This is a genomic window from Streptomyces sp. NPDC050759 (assembly GCF_044456945.1).
Classification (GTDB): domain Bacteria; phylum Actinomycetota; class Actinomycetes; order Streptomycetales; family Streptomycetaceae; genus Streptomyces.
Window position 1 is genome coordinate 252,891 of sequence record NZ_JBITGI010000006.1, and the last position, 20,049, is coordinate 272,939.

17 protein-coding genes and 1 pseudogene are annotated in these 20,049 nt (G+C 71.2%); 10 read left to right on the forward strand and 8 right to left on the reverse strand.

Annotation, left to right across the window (positions count from 1 at the left end; all coding sequences use genetic code 11):
* The first annotated feature begins 25 nt into the window (after nt 1–25).
* The gene (locus tag ACIBJB_RS20530; protein ID WP_398932439.1) at nt 26–1,843 is read left to right on the forward strand and encodes a glycoside hydrolase family 15 protein; all 1,818 of its coding nucleotides are present in this window, start codon (nt 26–28) and stop codon (nt 1,841–1,843) included.
* Here the strand turns inward: ACIBJB_RS20530 and ACIBJB_RS20535 are convergent.
* Complete coding sequence (locus ACIBJB_RS20535) at nt 1,794–3,098, reverse strand: chloride channel protein (RefSeq protein ID WP_398932691.1); 1,305 nt, start codon at nt 3,096–3,098, stop codon at nt 1,794–1,796. The two genes, ACIBJB_RS20530 and ACIBJB_RS20535, sit on opposite strands and share 50 nt — an antisense overlap.
* A 257-nt stretch (nt 3,099–3,355) precedes the next feature.
* On the opposite strand from ACIBJB_RS20535, the gene ACIBJB_RS20540 reads away from it, so the two are divergent.
* A complete protein-coding gene (locus ACIBJB_RS20540) occupies nt 3,356–3,790 on the forward strand; it encodes an SsgA family sporulation/cell division regulator (RefSeq protein ID WP_398932441.1) in 435 nt (144 codons plus the stop codon).
* A 142-nt stretch (nt 3,791–3,932) separates the two neighbouring features.
* Here ACIBJB_RS20540 and ACIBJB_RS20545 read toward each other — a convergent pair whose 3' ends face one another.
* The 3 genes from ACIBJB_RS20545 to ACIBJB_RS20555 form a co-directional block, all read right to left on the reverse strand.
* Nucleotides 3,933–5,012, reverse strand: coding sequence for a TRAP transporter substrate-binding protein (locus ACIBJB_RS20545; RefSeq protein ID WP_398932443.1), 1,080 nt, complete (start codon nt 5,010–5,012; stop codon nt 3,933–3,935).
* 1,034 nt (nt 5,013–6,046) lie between these two features.
* Nucleotides 6,047–8,104, reverse strand: coding sequence for an AAA family ATPase (locus tag ACIBJB_RS20550; RefSeq protein ID WP_398932445.1), 2,058 nt, complete (start codon nt 8,102–8,104; stop codon nt 6,047–6,049).
* A gap of 249 nt (nt 8,105–8,353) precedes the next feature.
* Nucleotides 8,354–8,857, reverse strand: coding sequence for a MarR family winged helix-turn-helix transcriptional regulator (locus ACIBJB_RS20555; protein ID WP_398932447.1), 504 nt, complete (start codon nt 8,855–8,857; stop codon nt 8,354–8,356).
* 420 nt (nt 8,858–9,277) lie between these two features.
* On the opposite strand from ACIBJB_RS20555, the gene ACIBJB_RS20560 reads away from it, so the two are divergent.
* The 6 genes and pseudogenes from ACIBJB_RS20560 (at nt 9,278) to ACIBJB_RS20585 (ending at nt 14,128) form a co-directional block, all read left to right on the forward strand.
* Nucleotides 9,278–9,862 carry an NAD(P)H-dependent oxidoreductase gene (locus ACIBJB_RS20560; RefSeq protein WP_398932449.1) on the forward strand — a complete coding sequence of 195 codons (585 nt, stop codon included), beginning with the start codon at nt 9,278–9,280 and terminating at the stop codon, nt 9,860–9,862.
* 97 nt (nt 9,863–9,959) lie between these two features.
* Nucleotides 9,960–10,904, forward strand: coding sequence for an NADP-dependent oxidoreductase (locus ACIBJB_RS20565; RefSeq protein ID WP_398932452.1), 945 nt, complete (start codon nt 9,960–9,962; stop codon nt 10,902–10,904).
* A gap of 29 nt (nt 10,905–10,933) precedes the next feature.
* Nucleotides 10,934–11,884: an alpha/beta hydrolase gene (locus ACIBJB_RS20570; protein ID WP_398932454.1), complete on the forward strand. Its 951-nt coding sequence runs from the start codon at nt 10,934–10,936 to the stop codon at nt 11,882–11,884.
* 191 nt (nt 11,885–12,075) lie between these two features.
* Entirely contained in the window at nt 12,076–12,576 is a 501-nt protein-coding gene (locus ACIBJB_RS20575; RefSeq protein ID WP_398932456.1) for a cupin domain-containing protein, read from the forward strand.
* A 1-nt stretch (nt 12,577) separates the two neighbouring features.
* Nucleotides 12,578–12,989: pseudogene (locus ACIBJB_RS20580) on the forward strand (MFS transporter); the annotation flags it as partial.
* Between the two features lie 188 nt (nt 12,990–13,177).
* Nucleotides 13,178–14,128, forward strand: a complete 951-nt coding sequence (locus ACIBJB_RS20585; protein ID WP_398932458.1) for an alpha/beta hydrolase — start codon at nt 13,178–13,180, stop codon at nt 14,126–14,128.
* Nucleotides 14,129–14,236: 108 nt separating this feature from the next.
* Here the strand turns inward: ACIBJB_RS20585 and ACIBJB_RS20590 are convergent, their stop codons facing one another.
* From ACIBJB_RS20590 to ACIBJB_RS20600, 3 genes are read right to left on the reverse strand one after another with little or no spacing between them, the layout of a single operon-like run.
* The gene (locus ACIBJB_RS20590; RefSeq protein ID WP_398932460.1) at nt 14,237–15,325 is read right to left on the reverse strand and encodes a helix-turn-helix domain-containing protein; all 1,089 of its coding nucleotides are present in this window, start codon (nt 15,323–15,325) and stop codon (nt 14,237–14,239) included.
* Nucleotides 15,322–16,269: a ClpX C4-type zinc finger protein gene (locus ACIBJB_RS20595; RefSeq protein WP_398932462.1), complete on the reverse strand. Its 948-nt coding sequence runs from the start codon at nt 16,267–16,269 to the stop codon at nt 15,322–15,324. Before ACIBJB_RS20595 ends, ACIBJB_RS20590 begins: the two co-directional genes overlap by 4 nt.
* 46 nt (nt 16,270–16,315) lie before the next feature.
* Nucleotides 16,316–16,726, reverse strand: a complete 411-nt coding sequence (locus tag ACIBJB_RS20600) for a heavy metal-responsive transcriptional regulator (protein ID WP_398932464.1) — start codon at nt 16,724–16,726, stop codon at nt 16,316–16,318.
* A gap of 64 nt (nt 16,727–16,790) precedes the next feature.
* On the opposite strand from ACIBJB_RS20600, the gene ACIBJB_RS20605 reads away from it, so the two are divergent.
* A complete protein-coding gene (locus ACIBJB_RS20605; RefSeq protein WP_398932466.1) occupies nt 16,791–17,792 on the forward strand; it encodes an alkylmercury lyase family protein in 1,002 nt (333 codons plus the stop codon).
* 8 nt (nt 17,793–17,800) lie between these two features.
* Nucleotides 17,801–18,262, forward strand: a complete 462-nt coding sequence (locus ACIBJB_RS20610) for a DUF5990 family protein (protein ID WP_398932468.1) — start codon at nt 17,801–17,803, stop codon at nt 18,260–18,262.
* A 242-nt stretch (nt 18,263–18,504) separates the two neighbouring features.
* Here ACIBJB_RS20610 and adh read toward each other — a convergent pair whose 3' ends face one another.
* Complete coding sequence (adh, locus tag ACIBJB_RS20615) at nt 18,505–20,028, reverse strand: aldehyde dehydrogenase (RefSeq protein ID WP_398932470.1); 1,524 nt, start codon at nt 20,026–20,028, stop codon at nt 18,505–18,507.
* Nucleotides 20,029–20,049: the final 21 nt, after the last annotated feature.

Below are 20,049 nucleotides of genomic sequence, written 5' to 3' on the forward strand. Positions count from 1 at the left end.
CGAGGCGATCAGCAGGGAGAACGCCATGGAACGCTACCCGCCCATCGCCGATCACGGACTCGTCGGGGATCTGCAGACCGCGGCCCTGGTCTCGTCCCAGGGCGTGATCGACTGGTTCGCGGCACCGCGCTTCGACTCGCCGAGTGTCTTCGCCGCCCTGCTCCACCACGACGGCGGTGGCTATTTCCGCCTCGCGCCCGATCATCCCGAGGGCACCTGGAAACAGCTCTACTACCCGGACAGCGCCGCTGTGGTGACCCGCTTCCTGTCGCCTGACGGAGTCGGCGAGATCGTCGACCACATGCCGGTCCTGCCTGGCCTGACGGCGACCGACCGGCACCAACTGGTGCGCGTCGTCCGCGCGGTGCGCGGCACCGTGCACTTCGCTCTCGAATGCCGACCGCGGTTCGACTACGCCCGGGCCACCCACGACCTCGACCTGACGGACGGCACGGCCACGTTCCGGGCCCCGGGCACGACCGCCTACCTCCAGGGCAGCATCCCGCTCGAACGGGACGGCCAGGACGTGAGAGGCGGCATCACCCTCAGCGACGGGGATTCGGCAGCCGTGGTGTTCACGGTGTGCGCGCCGGACGGGGAGGCGCCACCCCCGCCCACCACGGAACAGATCACCGAAGAGCTCTGGAAGAACGTCGACTTCTGGCAGAAGTGGGTGCGCACCTCCAACTACCACGGTCGTTGGATGGAGATGGTGCACCGATCGGCGATCACCCTCAAGCTCCTCACCTACGCCCCCAGCGGCGCGCCGGTCGCCGCCGCCACCATGGGACTGCCCGAGCAGGTCGGCGGCGAGCGCAACTGGGACTACCGCTACACGTGGGTCCGGGACGGCTCCCTCTCGGTGCGGGCGCTGCTCGACCTCGGCTTCGTGGAGGAGGCGACCCGCTTCACCCACTGGCTCGGCGACCGTCTGCGGGCGCGCGAAGGACCGGACGACGAACCCCTCCAGATCATGTACCGGGTCGACGGCGATCCGCATCTGACCGAGGAGATCCTGGAGCACTTCGAGGGCTACCGCGGCTCCTACCCGGTCCGGGCCGGCAACGCCGCCTCCGACCAACTCCAGCTCGACATCTACGGCGAGGCCCTCTACGCCCTGGCCGAGGGGCGTCACGTCGGCGAACAGGCGGGCTACCACGGGTGGAAGGGCATGACCCGCACCCTCGACTGGCTCGCCGACTCCTGGGACCGCCCCGACGAGGGCATCTGGGAGACCCGGGGCGGACGCAAGGACTTCACCTACAGCCGGGTGATGTGCTGGGCGGCCTTCGACCGCGGCCTGAAGATGGCGGCGGAGTTCAGCAGGCCGGCCGACACCGCGCGCTGGACACGGGCCCGCGACGAGATCCTCGAACAGGTCATGGAACGCGGCTGGAACGAGAAGGAGCAGGCCATGGTCCAGCACTACGGCGGCGACGTCCTGGACGCCTCCCTGCTGCTGGCACCCCGGGTGGGTTTCGTGTCCCCCCGCAGCCCCGGCTGGCTCAACACCCTCGACGCCATGGAGCGGGTCCTCGTCTCCGACAGCCTCGTCTACCGCTACGACCCCCAGGCCTCCCCCGACGGACTGCGCGGCTCCGAAGGGACCTTCAGCCTGTGCACGTTCCTGTACGTCGACGCCCTGGCCCGCGCAGGCCGGCTCCCGCAGGCCCGCTACACCTTCGAGAAGATGCAGACGTACGCGAACCACGTCGGCCTGTTCGCCGAGGAGATCGGCCCGAGCGGCGAGCAACTCGGCAACTTCCCCCAGGCCTTCACTCACCTCTCCCTCATCATGGCCGCGACGACGCTGGACGAGGCGCTCGACCGGGCCTCGCACTGAACGCCGGGATGTCCGGCCCCTGCGGCAGCAACTCGGTCGTCACGAACGCCACGACAGCGGCGAGCACGATCACGGGGACGGTCTCCGAGTTGCCGACGACGAGCACGACCAGCACCACACAGCTGACGGGCAGCCGGAGCGTGGCGGCGGACGCGGCCGCCATGCCCGCCGCCATGCCCGGTACGACGCCGAGCCCGGGCAGAGGTGACAGCAGGACACCCACCGCACCGCCCAGGAACAGCGCGGGGAAGGTCGGACCGCCGCGCAGGCTGCCCAGGCAGAGCGTGTACGCGATGCCCTTGAACACCAGGACCGCCACCAGACTGCCGACGGACCATGCGTGGGGATCGGCGGCGAGTTGCGCCAGGGTGGTCTGGCCGGACAGGGACACCTCGGCCGGTGAACGGCCGGTGACGCCGGCGTAGAGCGCCGCGCAGCAGGCCGCCCCGAGGGCGCAGAGCACCGTGTTCCTGAGCGGATGCGCGGCCACGAGGCGTGCCGCGATCCGTCCACCCACCAGCATCCCGTGAACGGCCACCCCGATGGCGAGCGCCAACAGCACCGACCACCCCACGTCGCCGACATCGAGGAGGGGCGGAGCGGGCAGCCCGATGTTCAGGCTTTCGGCATTCAGTCCGGTCCAGTGGCCGAACCCGGTGAACACGATGGCGCCCACGCCGCTGGCGAGCAGGGCGGGAAGCATCACCGCGAACAGCTGCGGCCCGCCGACTCCGGCCACTTCCATCAGCAGCACGGCACCGACCAGCGGGCTGCCGAAGATCGCGGAGATGGCGGACGCGGCGCCGGCCGCACCGAGCAGTGTCGTACTCGCCTTGGTGGCGGGGGCCCGTACGAGATCCCGGAACGCCAGCGCCAAGCCGCCGCCCAGGGCGATCAGGGGCGCTTCGGGCCCGAGCGCGGCGCCCAGCGGCAGGCTGGCCACCGCGGCCAGGGCCACCCCGGGAACAGCCGCTTTCGAGGCCCCTCCGGCATGCAGGCCCGCAGCTGGAATGTGCCCGCCTCTGCCGGGGAAACGCAGGACGACCAGGCCGACGACCGCACCCGACACCAGAGCCGGGGGAAGCGGCCACCACCACGGCGGATCGCTCCAGCCGAGGTCATGCGGCCAGTCCACCCAGATCAGGTTCTCCAACTCGTGGAGCAGGACGAGAAACCAGAACGCGATCAACGACACCGGGATCCCGATGATGCCGCAGAACATCAGGGCCCGCCGATACTCGGGCCGGCGCAGCATCTCCCGCAACTCGTCGGCCTCTTTGGGCTGGTTTCCCGGAGCGGTCGCGGCGCGCTCGGGTTTCGTCTCGGCGATGGGTTCTCTCCCGATTCTGCTCGCAGACGCTTCGGCTGACAGCAGCGCGAGAGTACTCACCAGCTCACACAACGCCCCTCCGAGCCACGCGGCACCCAACGGAAACCCTCCGTGTGGACGTGCCGAGTTCCTGTCGTCCCCCGACTCAGCCCGCGGCGCCTGGAAGAAGCCGAACTCCCGGGATGTCTGCCGACGGGAACCACAGGTCGCACTGGCCGATCTCGCCGGGCTCATGGACCGTCCGCGAGGCCGGATCCGCAGACCGATGGGCAGGCCGCTCCCCTCCCGGCGGGGACCTCGATTTTTCCCGGGAACTGCTGATTGAGGGCATGCGGCGCCCGAGCGGCCAAGGAGACGTCCGTATCGGGCCGCCCTGCCCCCGGCACGGTGGGTCCGGTCTGCGCATAGAGCTGGTCGGGAGATACGGTCTCGCGCGTCTCTACGCGTGGCTGCACCGGCGAGGCCCGTGGGGCGCCACGATGATCATCGTGTCGAGACCGAAGAGGGCCCCGGTGATGCCCGAGCTCGGGTCGCCCTCGTCAGGACCGGGCAGCGCGGTGATCGGGGTGACGATGCGGTCGGCGACGTCCAGGAGCGACCTGCACAGCTGCGCGTAGTTTCCGGACTCGCGGCCGCGTCGGCGCTGCCGGTCTGAAGCGTCCGGACGTAGCGGACGTAGTCGAAGGCACGGGGCACCGCACCCCGGCCCATCGGGGCGCGGCGCGGATACGGGGTCGACATTCCACTTGTTCGTACGCATCAGTCCTTGCAGGACAGGGGCGGCTCGGCCGGTACATCGCGCACCAGGGCGGTGACGGTGTCGAGGTACTCCTTGGTCCGGCGGTCGCGCGCGAGGTGGTCGTATACCGGCTGCACGGCCTTGCGCAAGGCGGTCAATTGGGCTGGGCTCGCGGCGGCGAACGTCTGGCCCCGGGCGCAGAGGCTCTCCAGGTCCCGGTGCTCCTCTTCGCGCAAGTCCGCGCCGGCGCCGTGCACCGCCCGCCGTGCCGCGTCCTGCAGCAGCTTGCGCTGGTCCTCGCCGAGCCGCTCGATGGCCTTGGTGTTGGCGACCAGGACGATCGGGCGGGGCCACAGAACGACGTTGGCGGTGCCGATCATCCCCGCTGCGTCGTAACGGCTCCCGTTGACAGAGCCGATCTGCTGCTCGAACCCGTCGAAACCCGCCACCGAGCTGCCCGCGCCGAACCATTCCGGCTTCGCTCCGAGGGCGCGCACCGTGGAGTCGGCGACCTTGGACTCCTGGATGCCGATCGAGCGTCCCTTGTAGTCCTGCGGACCGAGCAGTGGTGTCCCGGCGCCGAAGGGGCGGCGCACGCTGCCCGGGAGCAGGCCCACGCCGGTCAGACCGCCGCCGTCGACCTCACGGATCATGCGCTCGGCGACCGGTGCACCGAGGACCTTCTCCTCGGCGTCGAAGCTGCTGATCAGCAGGGGCGCAGTCAGGGCGCCCAGGGCAGGGGCCCGGCGGATGTCGAAGGCCCGACTGCCGAGGGCGGCCAGGTCGACCCGTCCGGACTGCACGTCATTGAGCAGTTGCTCCTCGAAGTCCGGTCCCTCCTTATGGTGAGCGTCGAATTGGACGGAGATCTTGGTCGAGCCGTGGGACAGTGTCCTCACGTTCTGCAGGAAGGCGTCGAACTCCTCGCTCCCGCCCATCGGCGTCGCCAGCGACAGCACGGCCGGTCCACCCGTGCCGCTGCCCTGCGTGTTGTCGGCGGGTTTCCCCCCGCTCGCGGTGCCGGAGCAGCCGGCGGCGAGCAGAACCAGCCCGATGGCCGCGCTCAGTGCGGCACCTGCCGTGGTACGTCGCGAACGCATGGCGTCACGCTTCCTTCTCGATGGGCCGCCCACGGCCTGACAAGTGAGCAGGCGCAGCGCACGCGCGCCGGGCGCACGGTCCGCCTGCTTCGACGGTACGGACCGGGAGGCGTCCCCCGCATCGATATGGCCCGGAACACCCCGCTAAGGGATGACCGCACCCCCCGGAAAGGGGCGTACGAAGAACGAACAGGCGGCCCGAGCACTCAGGCCGGCCTCCCGCCTCCGAGACAGGGCGTTCCACGCGATGACCGAACAGCGCCCACCAGGGGCACTCCTGCACACGGTTTCTTCCACCTGTTGGATGCCATACGGGGCGGGCTTCCAGCTGGTAAGGCGGCCATGGAGTCCGTCTGGCCGATCCGCGCGAGCAACTGCCGCCTCGCCCTCGTCCTCACCCAAGCCCGGACCGGCGACCTTGTCCATCCCCGGCCAGCCCACCCCCATCCTCGACCGCGCGACCGCGGGCGTGAGGTGCGTCTGATGGCATCCGCGGCGCCGTGGACGACGGCTGCTTCGTCGGGGTGTTCCGTATCGGTGGGCTGGGCGGCTTTCTGCGCGGGCTCGGCGACTCCCGCACCGTCATGTACATCATGGTGCTCAGCAGCCTCCTCAACATCGGGCTCGCCTGGAGCTTCGTCGCCGTGCTGGGGACGGGAGTGCGCGGGGTCGCCGTGGGGCATGTCGTTGTTGTACGCGCCCGAGCCCGCCCGTTCCAACTCGCCCGCCGTATTGTGCGATTGCCTCGCGCGTTTACGGCAACGCGGCCGACCATCCCCATCGGGTGCGCCGGTATCCGTCGGACATGTCGGACGCTGAGTGGGCGGCCGTCCGGCCGTCGGTGCCAACCGGGCCCCAGTCGGGGAAGTCCGCGGGCATCGCCCGCCACGAGATCCCGTCCGCGACCAGATAGCGACTCGCGTCCAGCAGCTTCCGGTGGCAGTAGCCGCGTCAGCCGGAACGGCGCCTGAACGACAACGAGTGGCAGCACGCGCTTCTCGCGGAGGACGTTGCCCCGCGGTACGGCGGTGCCCTCACTTCTTCGGAGGCGAGTGTGCCGGGGCCGGTGTGGATGTCGTGGCCGTTTGACGCAGCAGTTGTTCGACGAGGCGTTCCTTGGCCAGGGCAAGGTGGCGCCGGTAGGTGCCGTAGGGCACACCCAGCCGTCGGGCGGCGGCCTTGTGGGTGCGGGAGGCCGTGATGTAGGTGGCGGTGAGAGCCTCGTGGGCTTTGACGCCCGCCGGGTCGATCTGGATCGCGTCGAGGGCGGTGGTGATGGCACCGCGCAGGTCCGCGGTCGGGTGGGGTGAGCCTGGTGTCACGAGAGGGGAGTGCAGCAGGACGCTGGTCGCGAATTCGCGTGGGGTGTGCCAGGTGCGCAGCGCCTCGAGTACGCCTTCCTCGAACGCGGCGCGCGGCAGCTGGTCGCCCGGGCCTCTCGCAGGGGCGGTTGCGGGCCATGTCGCCAGGGGCGTGAGCGCGGTGCGCGCCCGGTGTTGCACCCACTGTTCCACTGTTTGCCGTCGCCAGTCCCGGCCGAAGACATGCTGTCGCAGGCCGCCGACGTCCACGGCCGCGACTTCCGGTATCCCGGTCTTGGCGAGGTAGCGTCCCCACCGGTCGGCGTCTTCGAAGACGGTGAAGGTCACCGCGCGTCCGTGGCTCCTCATCTCCTCGGCGATGGTGCGCCGGCTGCTGAGTTCCATCAGGGGTGAGGGCCGCTGGTGCCCGCCGGGTTGCACGGCGAAGCGTCGGATGCCCAGGTGCTCGCCCGGCCCCAGGGGAGCGGCCGCCTCCACGAGGTCCCAGACCGCTGCGATGACCGGGTCTTCGGCGCGGTCCTCGGGCAGCGGTGCGTCCAGCCGCAGGATGGCCATGAACGCAACGGGTGTGGTGGAGCCCGCGTAGCGGTGGACACGGAAGGCCTCCGGCTGGCGGCGCAGCCAGTGTGCGACCGCGGCTGCCGATGCCGGACCCTCGGCCTCCGCGGCCATGCGCAGCACGGCGGGCACGTCTTCGGGCTGGAGCGGAGCGTCCTCGATGTGGGGGTGCATCCGGTGGTCGTACAGGTTGACCGGGCCCTCCTGGTCGCGGAAGAGGAACATCCATTCCGCGACTCGTAAGAGCGCGTCGTCGGCGGTGGCGGAGCGCACGGCGTGCAGGCCGGCGAGCGAGACGCGCGCGCGGACGTCGTCGTAGCGCTCGGGGTCCCGCCAGCGCAGGTCGGCCTCGAGGGTGGCCCGCACCGCGTCGTGCGGGTGCAGCCCTTCGGGTGTGACCTCGATGTAGGGCAGCTGGCGCAGCCAGGAGAACACCGTGTTGGTGTCCTGGTCACCCAGCACGGCGCGCAGCAGGGGCTCGCGGGTGACGTAGGCCTGTGCGACGACTTCGAGGGCGCGTCGGTGGACGGCGCTGGGCAGGTCGCCGACCAGTCGCTCGACCAGGGTCGTCAGGGTGTCGCCAGTGGGGTACCACGGTGCGCCGGGTGCGGCCGGGGGCACGGAGGCGGCCAGTGAGAGGGCGAGCGGGCTGCCTCCGGCGAAGGCGACGAAGGCGCCGCGTTGCTCGGCGGGGACACCCCGGGCGGCGAGCAGGGCGTGGGACTGGGCGGGATCGAGCGCTCGTAGTGGCAGCGCGGTGAACAGTTGCGCCCACCCGGGGTCCAACGACCATTCGGCGTCGGGGGCGGTCCTGCCGGCCACCATCACGATCGCGTGGTCGGCGAGCCGGAGCAGGAAGGTCTCGCGCAGCCACGTCTCGAGGGGCTGGCACTGTTCGAAGGTGTCGATGAGCAGCACCGTGCCGGGTTCGGAGCATGCCGGGGCGGCGGCCTTCTCGAGTCGGCGAGGATCGGTTTCGAGGAACCGTCCGTCCACGTGTACCACGCGGCGGCCGGCGAGTTCCGCCTGCCGGGCGGCGTAGCGCACCAGCGAGGACTTGCCGATGCCGCCGGGGCCGTGCAGGTAGGCGACGAGCGGAGCGTCCGCCGCGCCCGACAGCATCAGGTCCAACACCGCCCGCTCCGGCTCCCTGCCCACCAGCGCTCCGGCTCGAGCCTCCGCCAGCCGGTCCGCCAGGCCCCTCGCACCCAATCCGGGCTCCTCTCGTCAGGCACATCTTGCCGTCGAAGATCCGATTGATGAAGCGCTTTCCACGTGAGTGGCACCGAGTGCCGGGCAGATCACGGGACGGAGAGCGCTGCTCGCATGTATGCAGCATCGACTCGACGTCGTCCGGGTGCTTCGCCACAGCCCTTGTCCGCGGCGTGGCTCGTCGCTTTCCCTTGTCCCGGCGTCGAGCGGGACGTGTCGTGTCCCTACTTCGTGGCCTGGGTCGAGTCCTTATGCTCCGCTTTTGCGGCGGCGCGGCGCCGCCGAGCGGGACGGCATCGAGCGCATGTGGTCGCGCACCGGCGCCAGCAGGCCGGCGAGAGCCTTGACGTCGTCGCGTGAAAGCGGCTCGAACAGCAGGCCGTTGACCACCTCGACGTGACCCGGCAGCACCTTCGCAAGCAGCGCACGCCCGGCATCGGTGAGGGTGACGGTGATGCTCCGCTCGTCGTCCGGTGAGGGAGCGCGGACGACCAGTCCCTCCTTCTGGAGCAGATCCACCTGGTAGGTCAGGCCACTGCGGCTGTAGACGACGCCGTCGGCCAGGTCGGTCATGCGGTGACTGCCCGTCGGCGAGTCCCCGAGGCGGGCCAGCAGCTGGAACTGCACATAGCTGAGATCGCCGGCCTCGCGCAGCTGCTGCTCGACGGCATGCCGGAGCAGGCTGGTCACCTCGATGAGGTCGAAGTAAGCGCCGAGCTGCACGGGGTCGAGCGACGGCGGTGAATCAGGCATGACCGAAGTCTACTGCTTCGAATTCGAAGCGTGTGTCGGGCCCGACTTCCAGCCACCACAGCGGCGGCGTGTGTGCGGCCGACTTCCAGCTACCCCAGGCGGCGCTGGAACCGAACCTCTCCGCTTGTTCCGGTGCCATCCCGGCCGGGGGAACTGAGCCGGACGCGCGGGTCTCACGGGCCGAAGTCGTACCTCGTGCCCGCACGGTGTGGGCAGTGCTGGGCCCGACTGAGCACCGCAGAACATGGAGATCGGGCAGTGGTACGGCGCAGGGTTGCGGGCAGAAGGACGGCGCCGCCGCCCACAGATCTCGAGGACCGGCCATGAACACCCCCTACCTCGCGCAACGTCTTCCTTCATCCTCTCCGGGACGGCGCGACAGCCTGGCCGCGAGGAGGAAGCCATGAACGCGATGCCGGGATGAGCACCGCCGCGTGGAGCCCGGTGTCTCTCACCGTCCTGTGCGCCGGCGTCGGCTACGGGCACCCGACCCGCTTGCTCGCGGACTGGGTCACGGAGGCCGTGTGCCGGTCACTGGCGGCCGGCGGTGCGCGCGCCGAGGTGGAGGTGCTGGAGCTGCACCGGCTGGCGGTCGACCTCGCCCAGCGTTCCACCCACGACCGCGTCAGCCTCGACCTGCGGGAGGCGATCGCGGCGGTCGTGGCGGCCGACGGGCTCGTGGTGGCGACCCCGGTGCTCGCGGCCTCCCCGAGCGAGGTGTTCGACTCGTTCTTCGCCGCCCTCGGGGACGAAGTCCTCTGCGGCATGCCGGTGTTGCTGGCGCTCAACATCGGCTCCCGCCGGCAGCCACCCGACCTCGCGCAGGTGATGCGCAGGCGCCTGGCCAGTGTGCGCGCCGACCCCGTGCCCACCATCGTCGTCGCCGACCCCGCCGACCCCGCCGACTGGCCGGCCATGGCTCGCAGCGACGTGGCACGGCTGCGCGCCTGCATCGACCGAGCCGCCGCTGAACTCGCCGTGGCGATGCGCTCGCAGCGGCAGTGACCGAGAACACTTGCTTCGAATTCGAAGTAGATGTACTGTCATCAACAGTTGCTTCGAATTCGAAGCAACATCGACCGCAGTGAAGGTGAGAACCGAAATGAAGGCAGTACGTTTCCACGAGTACGGCGACCCCGACGTCCTGCGCTACGAGGACGTGGAGCAGCCCGTCCCCGGGGCCGGTGAGGTCCGGATCCGCGTCGCCGCGACGTCGTTCAACTCCGTCGACGGCAACATCCGCGGCGGCTTCATGCGTGGCCCCATCCCGGTGGTGCTGCCGCACACACCCGGCATAGACGTCGCCGGCACGGTCGACGCGCTGGGCGAGAACGTGGACGGCATCGCGGTCGGCGACGACGTCATCGGCTTCCTGCCGATGGACGGGAACGGCGCCGCCGCGCAGTACGTCCTCGCGCCGGCCGAGGTCCTGACACCGGCACCCAAGAGCGTCCCCCTGGCCGACGCCGCCGCGCTGCCGCTGGTGGGCCTGACCGCGTACCAGGCGCTGTTCGACCACGGCAAGCTGACGACCGGGCAGCGCGTGCTGATCAACGGCGCCGGCGGCGCGGTCGGCGGCTACGCCGTGCAGCTGGCCAAGAACGCCGGTGCCCATGTCATCGCCACGGCCGGCCCGCGCAGCAGCGAGGCGGTCCAGTCCGCCGGCGCCGATGAAGTCGTCGACCACACCACCACCAGCGTGACCGCGGCAGTGACCGAACCGCTCGACATCGCACTCAACCTCGCACCGGTCGACCCGGCCGAGCTGGCCGCGCTCGTCGCGCTGGTCCGTCCGGGCGGGGTCGTGGTGAACACGACGGTGTGGATGCCCGCGCCTTCCGACGAGGAGCGCGACGTGCGGGGCATCGACCTGTTCGTCCGCAGCGACGCCGACCAGCTGTCGCAGCTCGTAGCGCTGATCGACCGCGGCGAGCTGCGAGTCGACGTCGCCGAGCGGGTGCCGCTGGCCGAGCTGCCGGCGCTCCACGCCCGGGCCGCCGAAGGCGCGGTGCACGGCAAGGTCATCGTCGTCCCGCCCGCCGCCTGACGCCGATCCTCCACCGAAAGGGAAAGGCCATGGCACTGAGTCTGGACCCCGAGATCGCCGAGGCGCTGGCCCCGATGGCCGGCGCGATGGCGGACGCCACACCACCGGCCGTGGGGGACATCGCGGCGCGGCGCGCCATGTGGGAGCCGATCATCGGCGCCGCGGGAACGGCCCAGCCGATCCCGGCCGACGTGAAGACCCACGAGCACTACGCGACCGCAGACGACGGCACACAGATCAGAATGCGCTGGTACGTCAAGCACGGCGCCGAGCACGGCCCAGCCGTGCTGTTCTTCCACGGCGGCGGATACATCTTCGGCCACATCGACCTGTTCGACGGCCCGGTCTCCCGCTACGTGTCCTTCAGCGGCGTGCCGATGCTGTCCGTCGAGTACCGCCGCGCCCCCGAGCACCCCTTCCCGACCCCGCTCCAGGACGCCTACACCGCGCTGCGCTGGCTGCACGAACACGCCGCCGAACTCGGCGTCGACCCCGACCGGATCGGCGTGATGGGCGACAGCGCCGGCGGCGGCATCGCCGCGGCCGTGTCGATCCTCGCCCGCGAGCGCGGCGGCCCGAAGATCGCCCGCCAGATCCTCATCATGCCGATGCTCGACGACCGCACCACCACCCCCGATCCACACATCGCGCCCTACGCGCTGTGGTCCTACGACGACAGCCTCACCGCATGGCCGGCCCTGCTCGGCGAGGCCGCCGACGGGCCCGACGTCCCGCCGACGGCGGCCCCGGCCCGTCTCGAGGACGCGACCGGCCTGCCGCCGGCCTACATCGAGGTCGGCCAGATCGACGTCTTCCGCGACGAAGACACCGCCTACGCCACCAAACTCAGCCGCGCCGGTGTGCCGGTCGAATTCCACCTGCACCCCGGCGCCCCGCACGAGTTCGACTCCATCGCCTTCACCTCCGACGTCGCCCGCCGCGCCATCGCCGACCGCATCCGAGTCCTCAAATCCATCTGAGCCACAACCGAGCGCGCTCACCCGATGCCACAGGAGGGGTACGCAAGCGCTCCACAAAGGTGGCCCCGCGCCCCGTTGCCCGCCGCGATGGAACCCCTCGGACACCGGCACGAACACATTGCAGCCGGACTGCATGAGACCCGCCCGGCACCTGATCCTCACCTGACCGACCCTTGAAGGAGACGACCCCGATGATCCCCGACGACGACCCGTCCCGCTCGCTGACCGTGGCGGACCCCGACGATCCCGGTACGACGTACATCTCCCTGGTGGGCAACACGTACGCCATGCTGGTCACCGGCGAGCAGACCGACGGCCGGTACTGCCTGATCGACATGCGTGTCCCCGACGGCGGCGGCCCGCCGCCGCACCGGCACGACTTCGAGGAGATGTTCACGATCCTGGAGGGCGAGATCGAGTTCACCTTCCGCGGCGAGAAGCACACCGTACGGGCCGGGTCCACGGTCAACGTCCCGGCCAACGCCCCGCACCACTTCCGCAACGCCTCGGGTGCGCCGGCCCGCATGCTGTGCATGTGCACTCCGGCCGGCCAGGACGAGTACTTCACGCGCATCGGCGATGTCGTCGCGGGCAAGGACGCGCCGCCGCCCCACCTGTCGGAGGACGAGCTCGCGGAACGCCGCCGCCGCGCGGCCGAGTTGGCCTCGACCTACCGGAGCGAGTTCCTGTGAGGGGCAGTCACTCTTCGACACGGCCTGGCTCCTCGACCAGGGTTCGCTGAGCGCGACGACTTTGACCGCCCGCTGATGCGCGGTCCTGGTCTCCGCCTCGGCCGGCGCGAGCAGGGCGTACCTGACCGTCTCCGAGATCTTTCCCGGGGGAGACCCGCGCCATGGCCATCACCTCCGTCCACGCCATCGGCACCGCGGCCGGTGGCATCAGCGGACCGCTCCTCTGCGCGGACCTGACCAGCACGGGCGTGGTCGCCGACACGGTGCTCGCCTTCCAGATCGGCGCCGGGCTGATGGGCGCGGCAGGACTGGTCGCGGCGGCGCTCGCGGTACGGGCGGAACCCGGCTCGCTGGAGGACATGGCCAGGCCGCTGTCGACGGCTTCCCCGGCGGCCCGGGGGTCCGGTTCCGCTGCCCAGGGGCCCTGCCCTCCGCGGCGGTTCCGCCGGACGCGTATACGTGTCGGTCCGCGCCCTCGTATTCCCCGACACCCGTCGGGTGACCTGCACGTACCCGCCATGGCACGGTTTCCACAACGACGTGACGAGCAGCAGCGGCGCAACGAGGCACCGCCGGCGCGGTACGTCGGATCGGAGCCGACATGACGACGTACCCGTTCGACCCGGAGCTCGCCGCGGCCGTGCACATGCTGCCCAGAGCCGACTGCTCGGACCTCGAAGGCGCCCGGGCCGAGGTAGCGGTCGGTATCGCCGCGGCCTTGGCGGACGTGGACACCACCGGCGTGGACGTCACCGAGCTGGTGGCACCCGGGCCGGAGGGCGCGCCCGACGTCGTCCTGCGCAGCTACCGCCCGCAAGGCGTCGAAGGCCCGCTGCCGGTGATCTACGACATCCACGGCGGCGGCTTCATCCTGGGAACCGTCGACTTCGACCACGGCACCAACGTGATGCTCGCGCGCGAACTGGGCGCCGCCGTCTTCTCCGTCGAATACCGGCTCGCCCCCGAGCACCCCTATCCGGCGGGGCTCGAAGACGCGTACGCCGGGCTGGTCCACGTCGCCAAGAACGCCACCGAACTCGGCATCGACCCTGCCCGTATCGCCCTCTTCGGCCAGAGCGCCGGCGGCGGTCTCGCGGCCGGCCTCGCGCTGCTGGCCCGCGACCGGGGCGGCCCCGCGATCGCCTTCCAGTACCTCGGCATCCCCGAACTCGACGACCGCCTCGACACTCCCAGCATGCGGGCCTTCACCGACACGCCCATCTGGCACCGGCCCAACGCTGTCATCAGCTGGGACGCCTACCTCGGCGCCGGCGTCCCCGGCACGGCTGACGTGCCCGTCTACGCCGCGCCCGCCCGGGCCGCCGGTGAGCAGCTCGCCGGGCTGCCGCCGGCGTACATCTCCGTGATGGAGTTCGATCCGCTGCGGGACGAGGGCATCGACTACGCCCGTGCGCTGCTTGCGGGTGGCGTGAGTGTGGAGCTGCATCTGTTTCCGGGCACGTTCCACGGGTCGGGGATGATTCCGCACGCGGAGGTGTCCCTGCGGGAGGCTGCGGAGGCGGTGGCGGTTTTGCGCCGGGCGCTGCGCTAGGTGGGGCGGACTGCCGGTGATCTGGTGGGCGCGGGACCGCTGTGGTTGAGCGCGCCCACGCGGCGGAGCCGCATGTGTGTCACAGCCGCGCGCTCCTGAGGGGCGCCCCTATCGTGGCTCTGCCAATCGCAGGGCGTACAAGGCGAGTTGGGCCCGGAAGCGGGCCTGGGGGTCGCTCAGTCGGTAGCCCAGTGTTGTTTCCACGCCGGAGAGTCTTGCGGCGACCGAGCTGTGGTGCAGGTGGAGGTCCGCGGCGGCGTGCCGGAGGGAGCCGGTGCGCAGGAAGGCGGTCAGGGCGGCGAGGGCCGCCGGGCCGCCCTTGCTCTCGGCGAGACCGGCCAGGGCGCGCACGTCGGGCTGGGCACGCAGCCGGTCGACGGGGATGTCGGCGAGGAGCGCGACAGGGCCGAGGGTGTCGTGGTCGACGATGGCCTCCTCGGGCATACCGGCGACCTCGACGGCGAAGCGCAGGGCGAGCCGGGCCTGTGCCCAGGAGGCACCGGCGTCCAGGGCGGGAGCGCTGCCGCCGACCCCGATCCGTACCCCTGCGAAACCGTGCTCGCGGACGTAGGCCCGCAGCTCGTCGGCGACCGATTCGGCGCCCGGCGCCAGGGCCACGGCGAGCGGGCCGACCGCGGCGACCCGCACTCCCGGACGCAGTTCGCGCCGACCCAGAACGGCGACCGCGGCGGGCCCGGCGACGGCCACCACCCGCAGCGGCTGCTCGGGCACCAGACCCAGCAGGCGCAGCGCCCGCGCCCGGTCCTCGACGGCCTCGCGCTCCGACAGCACGCGCTCGACCAGCGCCGGGTCGGCCACCTGGGCGGGGGCGGTGTCCTGCTGACGGCTGCCGTGGAGGACGCCCGCGGCGATGGCCATCCACTCCAGCACCAGTTCGTCGAAGGGCCCCGGCGCGCCGGACCGCTCCAGCCACACCCGGCCGCCCGGCGCGAACTCCGCGCTCCCCGACGGCCGTACCGCAGGCCCCGCCGGCACGGCCCCGGCAGGCCCGAACCGCACCACACGCCCGCCCGCCTCGAGCCCGGCCGGACACTCGGCCAGCCCCGCGGTGGACCGTACGAGCGACTCGGCGTCGAGCCGTCCGGCCCCCAGCAGCGCCTCGAAGTGCGCGATGACCCGCAGCGCCGCCGCCGCGTCCGCGTCGAGGGCCGACAGCCGTAGCAGCAGTCCCTTCATGACCGGGGATTCCAGGCCTGGGACCCCGAACCGGTGATGCCTGGTGAATGATCGCGGCTGCTGTCCACGGGGCGCGCGAGGATTTCGCCGCACAGGGTGACGCACTCGGCGCAGATCCACACGTCGGGCCCGGCGACCAGGCGGCGCTCGTCGCTGCGGGCGTGCCCGCAGAAGGAGCAGTGATCCGGCTGCTTCTTGCCGACCCGTCCGCGGCGGGAGCGGCGGCCGAAGGGGGTGCGGGGGACGTTGACGTAGCAGTGCAGCAGCCGTTTGATGTCGGCGACGTCCACGCCCAGGTCGTTGAGGACGCGGCGGGCGCGGGAGCCGGGGTTGGTGGCGATGACCGCGAGCAGCTGTGGCGTGGTGACGGCGACCGGGGCGCAGGTCAGGGTGCGCTCGGTGGCCAGCTGCTCGGCGCCGGCCAGGGCGGCCTGGGCCTCGGCGGAGAACACCGGCCTGCCTTCGTGGTCAGGGTGGGCGGGGTAGTCGAAGAGGCGGTGGCCGGCGTCGCGGACCTTGTCGCGGCTGACGCCGAGCTGTTCCAGGGTGGCGGCGGCCACCCCGTCGGTGAGCAGGCCCAGCAGGAGGTGCTCGGTGCCCGCCTCGGCCAGATGATCGGCCTCGGCCGCGGCCAGCGCGGAGGCCAGTGCGGCCTCCAGGTCGCGGCCGCGGATCAGCCCGACAGTGGGGGGTGTCCGGGCGAGGCGGTCGGCGTACCGCTGGCGGGCGGCCTGGCGGGAGACGCCGAGCCGTTCGCCGATCACGGTCCACGAGTAGCCGGCGCTGCGGGCCTGCCGCACGATCTGGTCGACGACCGCATCGGCCCGGGCGGACACGTCGCGGGTCAACGCCAGGACGGCGTCGAGCAGGTCGAGCGGGTCGTCACTGGTGGCGCGGGCGTGGGCCGCCTCGATGAGCTGGTCCACGGAGGGCTCTGGACTCATGGTGACAACGTTAAGTTGTCACCCGTTGGGTGACAATCCCTTGTTGTCACTTGTCTGCCGCGGGTGTGCTGATGATGCGGCAGATGTCGTCCTCTGTGCAGGTGCTCGGGTCGGTGGCGGCCGCGCGGTGGGCCAGTGTGCGCAGGGCGGTGCGGGTGGCGCGCAGTTCGGCCATGCGCCGCTCGATGTCCGCGAGATGCTGCTCGATCAGGTCCGTGACGTGGACGCAGGGCGCCCGGCCGGAATCCCGCACGGCCAGCACGGAGCGGATCTCCGCGAGGGTGAGCCCGGCCGCCTGCGCCTCCCGGATGAAGGCCGTCCGGTGCGCGGCCTGCGGCGGGTAGTCGCGGTAGCCGGCCGGCGTGCGGGGCGGCTCGGGCAGCAGTCCGGCCTGCTCGTAGAAGCGGATGGTCTTGGCCGTCAGCCCGCCGGCGGCGGCCAGTTCTCCAGTGCGCATACCACCGACGCTACGCCCTTGACCTTCCCGTGCACTGGAAGGTCTACCGTCGAGCGCAGAGGCTGTGACCTGGAAGGACGACACCATGCGGATCACCGTGCTGACCGTGCCCGACTGCCCCGACGCACCCGTGGTCGAGGCACGGCTCGCCCAGGCGCTCGACGGCCGTGATGCGGAGGTGGACCGCATCGAGGTCGGCGGTCCCGAGCAGGCCGCACGGCTGGGGATGGCCGGATCACCCACCGTTCTGATCGACGGGGTGGATCCCTTCGCCGTGCCCGGCGCGCCCACGTCGCTGTCCTGCCGCCTGTACGGGGGGCCGGGCGGCCGCGTCGAGGGAGCCCCGAGCGTCGCCGGCCTGCGGGATGCACTGGCCGATGCGGGTGCCGCCGGGGACTGCGAATGCCCGCCGATGGACGCGGCCGGACGCGGCGGACAGGGAAGCCTCGCCCCGCGGACCCGCGGACTGCGGGCGGTTCAGCAAGCCGTGCTCCGCCACTTCGCGGCCACCGGACACAAGCCCGCGATCGAGGATCTGCACCCCGCAGCTGCCGCTCACGGCCGCACCGCCGCCGAGGTCGTCGCCGACCTGGCAGCAGACGACTTCCTCACCCTCGATGACCGCGGCCGCATCCGGGCGGCGTACCCGTTCTCCGCTGTGCCCACCGCCCACCGCGTCCGCCTCGCCAGTGGAATCGAGGTCTTCGCGATGTGCGCGATCGACGCCCTCGGCATCGCGGACATGCTCGTCACCGACACCGTGATCACCTCCACCGACCCCGTCACCGGCGACACCATCACCGTCACCTCCGCCGACGGACACACGACCTGGCAGCCATCCACGGCCGTGGTCCACGTCGGCCGGCGCTCCTGCACCGGCCCGGCCGCCGAGGTCGCCTGCGGCGCCCTGAACTTCTTCGCCAACCGCGCCACTGCGCGGAGTTGGGCCGAAGCGCACCCCGACCACACAGGCCAAACCCTCGACCAGACGCACGCCGAAGACCTCGGACGGTCCATCTTCGGCCCCCTGCTCACACAGGCGCAGCCGGCCGAGGGGCGAGGATGATGACCGCTATGCGCATCCGCATCGACGCCGACGACCTGCCCGGCCGCACCTGCCCACCCGCCGGCAGGGACCCGCTGTACCGCAACATCCACGTCGCCGTGCAACGCCGCGACCGCCCGACCGAGCTCCTCGCCCCGCAGCCCGGCGACGCCAACTCCGCGACGTGGACCCTGGAATGCACCACGACCCCGTCGCCGAGCGGCACCGATGTGAGAGGTCCGTACGTGCAGGGCCGCCCGGGCCAGCGGTTCATCTACCTGTCCTGGGGCACCGTCGACGAAGCCGGCGCCTTCACCATGTTCCGCCGCGCCAAGCTCATGCTCGACGCCGTCCCCGCCGACATCCTCGACGCCGCCGCACACAGCGGCCTGCTGGTCGGCCACGTCGGCCTCACCGACGCCCGGGGCACCCCGCTGTGCGCACGAGTCGTACCACCACGAATCGCCTGGACCGCCGAACACACCGCCTAGCGACGTTCCGAGCCGTGGGCACGAGTCTTGGACGGACGGCGGTTCGGTGCACGAGGTGCACGGCGCGGAGTCTGAAGGGTGAGTCGGTGTGTGGTCCGTGACTGGTCCGGAAGTACTGGTCAGAAGCGGGACGGCAGTGGGGGGACTGGGAGTTATGACGTAAGTCGGTCCTTGCCCCGGACGGGTCGAGAGGAAGGCGCCTGACGGGGGAAAGCTCAGTTCAGGCGCCTTCTTTCGTGCCTCTAGAAGAAGCCCAGCTTCTTCGGCGAGTACGACACCAGAAGGTTCTTCGTCTGCTGGTAATGCTCCAGCATCATCTTGTGCGTCTCCCGTCCGATCCCCGACTGCTTGTACCCGCCGAAGGCGGCATGCGCCGGGTACGCGTGGTAGCAGTTGGTCCACACGCGGCCCGCCTGGATCGCCCGCCCTGCCCGGTACGCCGTGTTCATGTCCCGGGTCCACACGCCCGCCCCGAGCCCGTACAGCGTGTCGTTGGCGATCTTCAAAGCGTCGTCGAAGTCGTCGAAGGAGGTCACCGAGACGACAGGGCCGAAGATCTCCTCCTGGAAGATCCGCATACGGTTGTCACCCTCGAAGATCGTCGGCTGAACGTAGTAGCCGCCCTTCAACTCACCGTCGTACTCGATGCGTTCGCCGCCGGTGAGGACCTTCGCGCCCTCCTGCCGGCCGACGTCCAGGTAGGAGAGGATCTTCTCCAGCTGGTCGTTGGAGGCCTGGGCGCCGATCATCGTGTCGGTGTCGAGGGGATGGCCCGGCTTGATGAGCTCGGTGCGGGCGACGGCGGCCTCGAGGAACTCGGCGTAGTTGCCGCGCTGGATCAGTGCCCGGGAGGGGCAGGTGCAGACCTCGCCCTGGTTGAGGGCGAACATCGTGAACCCTTCGAGCGCCTTGTCGCGGAAGTCGTCGTCACGTGCCCAGACGTCGTCGAAGAAGATGTTCGGTGACTTGCCACCGAGTTCGAGGGTCACCGGCTTGATGTTCTCCGAGGCGTACTGCATGATCAGCCGCCCCGTGGTGGTCTCGCCGGTGAACGCCACCTTGGCCACCCGCGGACTGGACGCGAGCGGCTTGCCCGCCTCCACACCGAAGCCGTTGACGATGTTCACGACGCCCGGCGGCAGCAGGTCCGCGATCAGGCTCATCCAGTAGTGGAGGGAGGCCGGGGTCTGCTCCGCGGGCTTGATGACGACCGCGTTGCCCGCCGCGAGGGCGGGGGCCAGCTTCCACACCGCCATCAGGATCGGGAAGTTCCACGGGATGATCTGCGCGACGACACCCAGCGGCTCATGGAAGTGGTACGCCACCGTGTCGTCGTCGAGCTCGCCGAGCGAACCCTCCTGCGCGCGGATCGCCCCCGCGAAGTACCGGAAGTGGTCGATGGCGAGGGGGATGTCAGCAGCCAGCGTCTCCCGCACCGGCTTGCCGTTCTCCCAGCTCTCGGCGACCGCCAGCTTTTCGAGGTTCGCCTCCATGCGGTCGGCGATCTTCAGCAGGATGTCGGACCGCTCGGTCACCGAGGTCCGGCCCCAGCCCGGAGCGGCGGCGTGCGCGGCGTCCAGCGCCCGCTCCACGTCCTCCGCGGTGCCCCGCGCGACCTCGGTGAACGGCTGCCCGTTCACCGGGGACGGGTTCTCGAAGTACTGCCCACGCGCCGGCGGCACGTACTCGCCACCGATGAAGTGGTCGTAGCGCGCCTGGTAGGAGACGATCGCGCCCTCGGTGCCGGGTGCCGCGTAACGGGTCATACTGGCCAGCCTCCTTCAGCA

What these genes read in the sequence shown, in the direction of transcription:
- ACIBJB_RS20530 (WP_398932439.1), top strand. Translation starts at nt 26, where the DNA reads ATGGAACGCTACCCGCCCATCGCCGATCACGGACTCGTCGGGGATCTG.
- ACIBJB_RS20535 (WP_398932691.1), bottom strand. Translation starts at nt 3,098, where the DNA reads ATGCTGCGCCGGCCCGAGTATCGGCGGGCCCTGATGTTCTGCGGCATC.
- ACIBJB_RS20540 (WP_398932441.1), top strand. Translation starts at nt 3,356, where the DNA reads ATGTCTGCCGACGGGAACCACAGGTCGCACTGGCCGATCTCGCCGGGC.
- ACIBJB_RS20545 (WP_398932443.1), bottom strand. Translation starts at nt 5,012, where the DNA reads ATGCGTTCGCGACGTACCACGGCAGGTGCCGCACTGAGCGCGGCCATC.
- ACIBJB_RS20555 (WP_398932447.1), bottom strand. Translation starts at nt 8,857, where the DNA reads ATGCCTGATTCACCGCCGTCGCTCGACCCCGTGCAGCTCGGCGCTTAC.
- ACIBJB_RS20560 (WP_398932449.1), top strand. Translation starts at nt 9,278, where the DNA reads ATGAGCACCGCCGCGTGGAGCCCGGTGTCTCTCACCGTCCTGTGCGCC.
- ACIBJB_RS20565 (WP_398932452.1), top strand. Translation starts at nt 9,960, where the DNA reads ATGAAGGCAGTACGTTTCCACGAGTACGGCGACCCCGACGTCCTGCGC.
- ACIBJB_RS20570 (WP_398932454.1), top strand. Translation starts at nt 10,934, where the DNA reads ATGGCACTGAGTCTGGACCCCGAGATCGCCGAGGCGCTGGCCCCGATG.
- ACIBJB_RS20575 (WP_398932456.1), top strand. Translation starts at nt 12,076, where the DNA reads ATGATCCCCGACGACGACCCGTCCCGCTCGCTGACCGTGGCGGACCCC.
- ACIBJB_RS20585 (WP_398932458.1), top strand. Translation starts at nt 13,178, where the DNA reads ATGACGACGTACCCGTTCGACCCGGAGCTCGCCGCGGCCGTGCACATG.
- ACIBJB_RS20590 (WP_398932460.1), bottom strand. Translation starts at nt 15,325, where the DNA reads ATGAAGGGACTGCTGCTACGGCTGTCGGCCCTCGACGCGGACGCGGCG.
- ACIBJB_RS20595 (WP_398932462.1), bottom strand. Translation starts at nt 16,269, where the DNA reads ATGAGTCCAGAGCCCTCCGTGGACCAGCTCATCGAGGCGGCCCACGCC.
- ACIBJB_RS20600 (WP_398932464.1), bottom strand. Translation starts at nt 16,726, where the DNA reads ATGCGCACTGGAGAACTGGCCGCCGCCGGCGGGCTGACGGCCAAGACC.
- ACIBJB_RS20610 (WP_398932468.1), top strand. Translation starts at nt 17,801, where the DNA reads ATGCGCATCCGCATCGACGCCGACGACCTGCCCGGCCGCACCTGCCCA.
- adh (WP_398932470.1), bottom strand. Translation starts at nt 20,028, where the DNA reads ATGACCCGTTACGCGGCACCCGGCACCGAGGGCGCGATCGTCTCCTAC.